12 protein-coding genes and 1 pseudogene are annotated in these 7,415 nt (G+C 62.6%); 2 read left to right on the top strand and 11 right to left on the bottom strand.

Translation table 11 applies throughout. The features are described 5' to 3' along the window. Positions 1–144: 144 nt before the first annotated feature. From ABID37_RS18615 to ABID37_RS18575, 9 genes are all read right to left on the bottom strand, one after another. Entirely contained in the window at positions 145–321 is a 177-nt protein-coding gene (locus ABID37_RS18615; protein WP_137387896.1) for an EAL domain-containing protein, read from the bottom strand. After that, positions 308–682, bottom strand: coding sequence for an EAL domain-containing protein (locus ABID37_RS18610; protein ID WP_354197449.1), 375 nt, complete (start codon positions 680–682; stop codon positions 308–310). Before ABID37_RS18610 ends, ABID37_RS18615 begins: the two co-directional genes overlap by 14 nt. Before the next feature lie 18 nt (positions 683–700). Continuing rightward, on the bottom strand, positions 701–889 hold the full coding sequence (locus ABID37_RS18605) for a hypothetical protein (protein ID WP_137387897.1): 189 nt from the start codon (positions 887–889) through the stop codon (positions 701–703). 419 nt (positions 890–1,308) lie between these two features. Next, on the bottom strand, positions 1,309–1,986 hold the full coding sequence (locus tag ABID37_RS18600) for an exopolysaccharide biosynthesis protein (RefSeq protein WP_192799866.1): 678 nt from the start codon (positions 1,984–1,986) through the stop codon (positions 1,309–1,311). Between the two features lie 31 nt (positions 1,987–2,017). Continuing rightward, positions 2,018–2,266 (bottom strand): hypothetical protein, encoded by a 249-nt coding sequence (locus ABID37_RS18595; protein WP_148912737.1) that lies wholly within the window; start codon positions 2,264–2,266, stop codon positions 2,018–2,020. 90 nt (positions 2,267–2,356) lie between these two features. After that, the gene (locus ABID37_RS18590) at positions 2,357–2,671 is read right to left on the bottom strand and encodes a hypothetical protein (protein WP_090597687.1); all 315 of its coding nucleotides are present in this window, start codon (positions 2,669–2,671) and stop codon (positions 2,357–2,359) included. A gap of 99 nt (positions 2,672–2,770) precedes the next feature. Then, positions 2,771–3,778, bottom strand: coding sequence for a TerC family protein (locus ABID37_RS18585; RefSeq protein WP_090597686.1), 1,008 nt, complete (start codon positions 3,776–3,778; stop codon positions 2,771–2,773). A gap of 139 nt (positions 3,779–3,917) precedes the next feature. Continuing rightward, positions 3,918–4,205, bottom strand: a complete 288-nt coding sequence (locus ABID37_RS18580; RefSeq protein ID WP_090597685.1) for a hypothetical protein — start codon at positions 4,203–4,205, stop codon at positions 3,918–3,920. A 10-nt stretch (positions 4,206–4,215) separates the two neighbouring features. After that, on the bottom strand, positions 4,216–4,455 hold the full coding sequence (locus ABID37_RS18575; protein ID WP_161601057.1) for a YdcH family protein: 240 nt from the start codon (positions 4,453–4,455) through the stop codon (positions 4,216–4,218). Positions 4,456–4,555: 100 nt separating this feature from the next. Between ABID37_RS18575 and ABID37_RS18570 the strand changes: the two are divergent. Both ABID37_RS18570 and ABID37_RS18565 read left to right on the top strand, forming a co-directional pair. Continuing rightward, positions 4,556–4,693 (top strand): annotated as a pseudogene (locus ABID37_RS18570) (LysR family transcriptional regulator); the annotation flags it as partial. A gap of 96 nt (positions 4,694–4,789) precedes the next feature. Then, positions 4,790–5,467 (top strand): hydrogen peroxide-inducible genes activator, encoded by a 678-nt coding sequence (locus ABID37_RS18565; protein ID WP_231771620.1) that lies wholly within the window; start codon positions 4,790–4,792, stop codon positions 5,465–5,467. A 10-nt stretch (positions 5,468–5,477) separates the two neighbouring features. Here ABID37_RS18565 and ABID37_RS18560 read toward each other — a convergent pair. Continuing rightward, positions 5,478–6,426 (bottom strand): IS630 family transposase gene (locus ABID37_RS18560; RefSeq protein WP_354197444.1). Its coding sequence is split into 2 segments (ribosomal slippage): positions 5,478–6,089 and positions 6,091–6,426, totalling 948 coding nucleotides; the frame shifts between segments, so codons are not numbered across the junction. Positions 6,427–6,515: 89 nt separating this feature from the next. Further along, positions 6,516–7,409 carry a LysR family transcriptional regulator gene (locus ABID37_RS18555; protein ID WP_090597682.1) on the bottom strand — a complete coding sequence of 298 codons (894 nt, stop codon included), beginning with the start codon at positions 7,407–7,409 and terminating at the stop codon, positions 6,516–6,518. Positions 7,410–7,415: the final 6 nt, after the last annotated feature.

Raw genomic sequence — 7,415 nt, 5'->3', positions numbered from 1 at the left:
CCAGAACACAAAACCCCATAGCCAAAGCGTGCCGACCGCGGGTTCCTGCATGAGGGGCTTTCGTACGCCTGCCGGCACCCGAAAACCTTCACCATGTCGGTCGTAGATGCCAGCTTTGCCTGCGCCCAGAAGCGGTCATTCACGCTAATGGCGGCAGTTGTCGAGGAGCGTGCCTTCGGTGATCTCCAGATCGAGCCGCGACGGCGCGAGGCCGGACGAAGCGACGGCCGACAGGACCGTTTCGGCAAGCTTTGCATCTTTGAACTGCAGGGGCGGGATATTGACCGAGACCGGACAGCGTTCCGTTCTAGGATGCTGCATCGCGCGTCGCCGTTCGCAGCACCCATTCGCCGATCGCCGGCATCCGGCCTATTGCCTCGGCCAACGTTATGAAACTGGCCGGGGTCACCGCCGTTCGGTCCGAACGGGTCCACCGAAGCAGAGCTTCGAAGCCCGTCACGGTTGCGGTCGCAAGGTCGACCTGCGGTTGGTAGACAAGACTGAACACCTCAAGCGCCAGCGCGGCGCGCAAGGCGCTTTCCAAGCCCCGGCGCGCCTCCACCGCGTCTTTCATGCATGGATCGAAAAAATCGATGACAGCTGCGGCCGCCCCGTTTGGCCGCATAGAGCGACAGATCGGCGTTCGAGATGTTTCGGAAACATCCGAGCCCGCGTCGCCCATGGCCACGCCGAGGCTGGCTCAGACATTCACCGAACGCCCTTCGATGATGTACGTCCGCGACAAGAGGTCGACGAGGCGGCGCGCCATGCTTTCCGGCGACATTTTGTCGAACTCCGCTTGCATTCCGACGAATTCGTCGCCGTCGAAGCGCGCAACAAGGCCCTCGTCCGCGCACAGCTTTATAAGGCGGGCGCCGACCAGTCGCACAGCGGGGCCCCGCCGGATGGCCGAGCGGATCGTTGACGAACTTGAACCTGTCGAGGTCGATGTAGTGGATGGCATATCGATCCGCCCTGACCGCCTAGCCGCAGAGATGTTGCCGAGCAGGCGGATCGATATTTGGAGCTAGTTGACGTTGGACGACCGGCGGTTGGATCGACGCTCGCAGGCGAGGATTTCCGCCAGATCAAGCCCGGCCACCAGAGCGGCGAGTACAAGTCGGGCATAGGGCGGCGCGCCGCGATTTTCTCAGGCTCTGAGCGATCCTACGGCCAATCCCAACCGGCGTGCCAACCCATTGCGGTCGGTTGCGAGGCTCTCCAGCGCGGATTCGACTTCTTGTTGAAACGTCCTGTCCATGGAGCTTTAACGCCGCTCGCCCTGTCGGCAAGAACGATTGCTCGCGATCAGCCAAACAGCGGCCAGATCCGGTTGAGAAGTTCGCCTCCGAACCAGAACACGAAAGCGACCCACGCTGCTGCCAGAATGGCCGCGACAAACGCGAGAATAAGTGCAAGCCCATCCCGCAAGATCAAGGCGAACGCGATCATGGCGATGGCGGCGACGGGCGGCACGTTGCCGAAAGGTATCGGCAACCCGATCATGATGGAGAGAGGCAGGATCATCAAACCCGCGACGCGGCCGGCCTGACGTCCGGCAAGCCACTTGAAGCGGCCCGGCGCGTGCAGGTATTCGATCGCAACCAGCCAGCCGCGCGCTCGCTTGCCGGCGTTTGTCAGCACTCTGGTTGAGACAGACCGCCGAGTGAGCACGGCGGGCAGCCACGGCTTGCGACGGCCAATGATCATCTGAATGGCAAGGACTGCAACCGCCGTGCCGAACACCATGCCGTATGGCCCCGGGATCGGAATGAGCGCTGGCAGCACGAGGACCAGAACCAGCATCGGGAACCCGGCCGCACCGAGTCGGTCGACCACATCACCGATCGCGATGCGATCCCGATCTTTGCAGGCCGCCAGCAGATCGTCGATTACTTCCGACGCGGTGGGCGGTACAGCGTCCTCGTCAACAGCCAGCACGCGACGATCTGATCCTCGTTTCTGAGTGATGGCAAGTCGGGGCATGTGTCTAGCCTCACGCTGTTCTTCCGGCATCTTATGCAAGGTCCACGGCCAGCCGGATTGCTGCAAGTGCGCCAGCACAGGCCGTCGTGAATGCCGCGCGCGTATTGAGCATCTGTGACCGGTTTAACGCGACGACCAACCGATTGATGTCCGCGGCGCTCAGTTCCTCGCGCCGCGTGATCCGCCTGACCCGGTGACGGCCGGATGCCCACCAGAGCCAGGCGGATGCCATCGCAAAGCCGACGATGGAAAGATCGAGTATGGTGGAGAGGTTATGCATGTGTCGGCTGCTCGTTTTATGAACGTCCCTAGCGTCATCGCGGCCGCAAGCCAGTGAACGAACTGCGGCCCTCCCGTTGTCGCTCTGCGCTTACCCACTGGCGCCTTCTAGTGGCTCAAGAAACGGCCGGGCGGCGTCGATGGCTGCCACGCATTCCGGTGCAGCCTCGGTAAGCAGCGTGACCGGGTCGGCAAAACCGATCCAGACGCCGAATGCGCTTGATGACGCCCACCACAGATCGTCCAAAGCACGGTTGACGATCTGCGCTCCTTGCTCGGTTACACAGGCGACGAGCGAGGCCACTACCTCCTGCGGGGCGCTGGTGTCGGCAAGCGACCTTGCGATGTCCTGCTGCAGCGGCTCGAGAAGAAGAAAGGTGATCAGGGCGACCAGCATGTCGTGCATTGTTTCAACTCCTTGCGTCCGAACATGTCGAGCTCAATTCCAAGTGCGCCATCTGGCAGCCCTGGCGATGGACTTGCTGTCCAGCGCCAGGGCCGAGCCTTAGGGGCGCGGCAATTCTTCCGGCCCGATATGCGGCGGCTGAGACCGCGTCTTTACCAGGCTCCAGACCACGCCCGACGCGATGATAGCGAAGGTGATGCCAAGCGAGAGCGCGGCGGGGAACTTCTCGAGACCGAGCAGGTCAGCGACGAAGATCTTCGACCCGATGAAGATCAGCACGATCGCGAGCGCCGGCTTTAGGTATTGGAACCGGTGGATCATCGCAGCGAGCGCGAAGTAGAGCGCGCGCAGGCCGAGAATGGCGAAGATGTTCGACGTGTAGACGATGAATGGGTCCGTCGTGATAGCGAAGATCGCCGGTACCGAATCCACGGCGAAGATCACGTCGGCGATCTCGACCATCACCAGCGCCATGAAAAGCGGCGTCATGAACCAGACGAGCTTGCCAGTTTTCGGATCGGGCTTCTTGACGAAGAAATCCTGGCCGTGGTGTTCGTCGGTCACGTTGAAGCGGCGCCGCAGGAAGCCGACGATGGGGTTATTGCCGATCTCGGGCTCCTTGTCGCCGATCCACAGCATCTTGATGCCGGTGATCACCAGGAACGCGGCGAAGATGTAGAGCACCCAGGAGAACTGCGAGACGAGCGTCGCGCCGAGGCCGATCATGATGGCGCGCAGGACGATGACGCCGAGGATGCCCCAGAAAAGCACGCGGTGCTGGTATTTGCGCGGAACCGCGAAAAAGGAGAAAATCAGCGCGATGACGAAAACGTTGTCGAGCGCCAGCGTCTTTTCGACCACGAAACCCGTCACATAGTTCATACCGGATTCCGCGCCGAGCTGCCACCAGACAAAGCCGCCGAAGGCCAGACCGAGGGTGATGTACATCGACGACAGGATCAGGCTTTCGCGCACCTCGATCTCGTGATTGTCACGGTGAAGGACGCCGAGGTCGAAGACCAGAAGCGCGATAACAATCGAGATGAAGCCGAGCCACATCCAGACCGGCTTGCCGAGCCAGTCGGCGAACAGAAATGCAAATTCCACGTGAACTCTCCAGCCGGTCGTCCACGGTGAAAAAATGTCCGACATCGCGAGAGGACCGGCATCTCTCGCCAGAGGGGCCCGGACTGGGGCAATCAACATGTCCGCCGCCGATCCCGCAGGATCGGCGGCGGTAGACCAGCTAGGTTGCGGCCGAAGTCAAACGGCGGATCAGGACGGTCACAACGCCCAGGATCGCGACGCCGACAAGCCACACGATCGCGATCAGCGGTCCGTCAAGCGGCGCGGCGATCTGTGCGAACCAGGCGATCAGGCCATCGGCAGCGCCCATGCCGGCCATCCAGCCGACCGCCGCCTCGACGGCGGCATAGGCAGCAAGCGCGAGCAGCGACCATGCGACGATCAGGGCAACGCCGCCGTAGCCGACGACACGGTTGAGCTTTGCCGCTTGGCGCGGTTGAAGGTGCATGGATGCGCCCTCACGCCCGCGGCCGCGCCATCGTTGGCGTGAAGGACCTGCGGCGGATCACTGGGATGACTGTCGCCTGCCCTTCCCGGTTGAGCCGCTCCAGATATTCGATCTGCTCGCGAAACCGCAGCTTGAGCTTCTTTAACCCGTAGAGCCTCAGGCTGTCGGGCGCGGGACGCGCCTGTTCATGCTCGATACGGGCCTGGATTTGTGCGCGACGATTGCGCAGCGAGTTCAGGAACGGGTCCATGTTCATACCTCCGTGTTGACCACGAGGCTGATTTGGGTATGCCTTTGCGATTGCGCCAATTGATTGTTGAAATCGTCATGATAGTCGTCAACTATCAGCCATGCCGTTCCGACCAACCCTGCGCCAGCTCGAATATGTCGTCGCCCTTGCCGAATGCGGTCATTTCGGCAAGGCCGCCAAGCGCTGCCATGTCTCGCAACCCACGCTGTCCGTTCAAATTGGGATCGTCGAAGAAAATCTCGGCATCCAGCTCTTCGAGCGGACCTCGGCAGCGGTCCTGATCACGCCAGCCGGAGAACGCTTTCTCCATGGAGCACGCGTTACGCTTGCCGCGATGACCGATCTGATGGATGCCGTCGCGCAGGACAGCGCTGCCTTGGGCGGTGTCGTCAGGCTGGGTACGCCTCCCAGCTTCGGGCCGTACTTCCTGCCGACCTTCCTGCCGCCCCTCCACCGGACATATCCCGACCTCAGAATCTATATCGTCGAGGATCGCCCTGCCGCGATCGAAACCTCTGTCGCCGAAGGCACGCTCGATTGCGGTGTCGGCCCCTCATGCGGCGAGCCCTCCTTGACCTTCATCCCGATTGGCAGCGAGCGGCTTTATCTCGGCGTGCCGGCCGATCACCGCTTTGCGCAAAGGCGATCCGTTGCCATGAAGGAGCTGGCAAACGAACGCCTTCTGGCACTGGGGAGCGGCAACCGTCTTTTGGAAAATGTCCAGCACCTGGCGAAGGCGTCGGGTGCGACGGTCGTCGACGACTATGTCGGCACCAGCCTCGACGCGATCCGCCAAATGGTCTCGATAGGTATGGGCTGTTCCCTGTTCCCAGAACTTTACGCACGGGCGGAGTTCCGCAACGCGGAAGACGTGCATCTCCTTGAGGTGAGCGACTGGCGCGAGACCCGCGAAGTCGGGGTCTACTTCAGGACAACGGCCGGCCGCGCGGCGCATTTTGAGGAACTGGCCAAAAGGGCCAAGGATGCGGCACAGGCGCTCGGCGTCGGGTAGCTAGAGTCTTTCAGTTTTTGACGGAAGCATACCCTGCGTTTTGGATGTAGTTTGCGCATTCTTGGGGTTCGATGGTTGAGACGAGGTGGCCGATATGTCGCCACGTGTCCTCGATGGTTCGCTTCTGGGCGTGCCGCATCCAGTGCTTGATCTTGGCGAAGGCCTGCTCGATGGGGTTGAGATCGGGCGAGTATGGCGGCAGATACCAGAGCCTGGCGCCGGCTGCCCTTATCATCTGCCTGACGGCGGCCGATTTGTGCGAGCCGAGATTGTCCATGACGACGATATCGCCCGGTTCGAGCACGGGCACGAGTTGGTGTTCGACATAGGCGCGGAAGCACTGGCCGTTGATCGGCCCGTCGAAGACGCAAGGGGCCGTCAGCCGGTCGCAGCGCAGCGCACCGAGGAAGGTGAGCGTGCGCCAGTGGCCATGCGGGGCGAAGCCGCGCAGGCGTTTGCCCTTCGCTCCCCAGCCGCGCAGGGGAGCCATGTTGGTCTTGATCCATGTCTCGTCGATGAAGACCAGCCTGCGGGGGTCGAGGCCGGCCTGAAAGGAACGCCAGCGCTGTCGCCGCCGCGCAATGTCGGCGCGGGCCTGCTCAAGGGCGAACAGCGTTTTTTTTGAACCGCAGCCCCTCGCGGCGCAGGAACTGCCACACCGTGTCGTGGGACACCTTCACCCCGCGCGCTGCAAGTTCGGCCTTGAGCCCATGCAGCGTCAAATGCGGCGTCTGGTTGATCCGCTCCACGATGAATGCCCGATGCGGCTCCAGAATACGCTTGCGATGCCCGCCCATCTTGCCGGGTGCGACAGAACCCGCCGCCCGGTAGCGTTGAGACCACTTCACCGCCGACGACACCGCGACACCGAACCGAGCCGCTACAGAGCGGCAGCTCTCGCCGGAAAGAACCGCTGCGACAACCCGCTCGCGAAGATCATTAGATAGAGGTGCAGTCATCAGATGCTGGCCTCCACTCCAGCCAGCATCTTGAATCACAAAATCATCCAAAGCGGAATCCATCCGATTCAGTCAAAAACTGAACCGCTCTAAACGACTCCGATCTGCGCCGAGCCCTGCTGCAGGAGCATTCGCAAGGCCGGGTTCGGAAAACGCCGTTCCATCGTCACGGCAAAGAAGGTCTCCGTGATCCCCAGCGGCTCATCGCCCTCGACGAGGAGGCCGGCCGCCAGCTCGTCCTTGACGACGATGGGCGGCAGGACGGCAAGGCCGACATCTTCGCGGGCCAGAAGCCGCATCATCGCCATGTCCTCGACCTCCGCGACGATCTGCGGGCGCACCATCAGGCGATCGGCAAGAGCGTCGAAGCCGGCGCGCACGCTGCTCTCCAGCGTCGGTACGATGACGGGATGGTCGCGCAAAAGATCGACGAGGCCCGCTCTGCCAAAAAACCGATGCGGCGTGCCGACGAGGCCGACTGGCTGTTCAGCGATCCGATGCGCCACGAAGGGCGTCAGTACATCACGCGCGGGCGCGTGGTTGATGAGCACGACGTCGAGGTTCAGTGCTTCCAGCGCGCGCAAAAGCTCGGCGGCCCCGCCGGAGCGCAAGACGAGCTCAATATCGGTCCGGCCGAGAACGGGCCGCAGAAACTCCATCTGGAAGTTGCGCGACAAGGTGGCGAGCGCCCCGACCCGCAGCGCCTGGCGCGCCGTACCGGTTTCGCGAAGCGTGCCTAGCAGTTCCTCCCCGGTCGCGAAGATCGCATCGGCATGGTCGAGCGCGATGCGGCCGGCTTCGGTCAGATGAAGCTGTCGTCCGCGCCGGTCGAAGAGCGCATGGCCGAGCTGCTCTTCAAGTTTGCGGATCTGCACCGAGAGCGCTGACTGGGTCAGGTTCAAGCGCGCGGCCGTGCGCGTGAGGTTGCCGTCGTGGGCGACGGCCCGGAAATACCGCAGATGGTGATAATTGAGCGCTGCCATGCCGTT

Source organism: Aquamicrobium terrae (assembly GCF_040545735.1).
Taxonomy (GTDB): Bacteria; Pseudomonadota; Alphaproteobacteria; order Rhizobiales; family Rhizobiaceae; genus Mesorhizobium; species Mesorhizobium terrae_A.
Note: the sequence above shows the minus strand (reverse complement) of the source record. Positions and strands in the feature narration are given on the sequence as shown.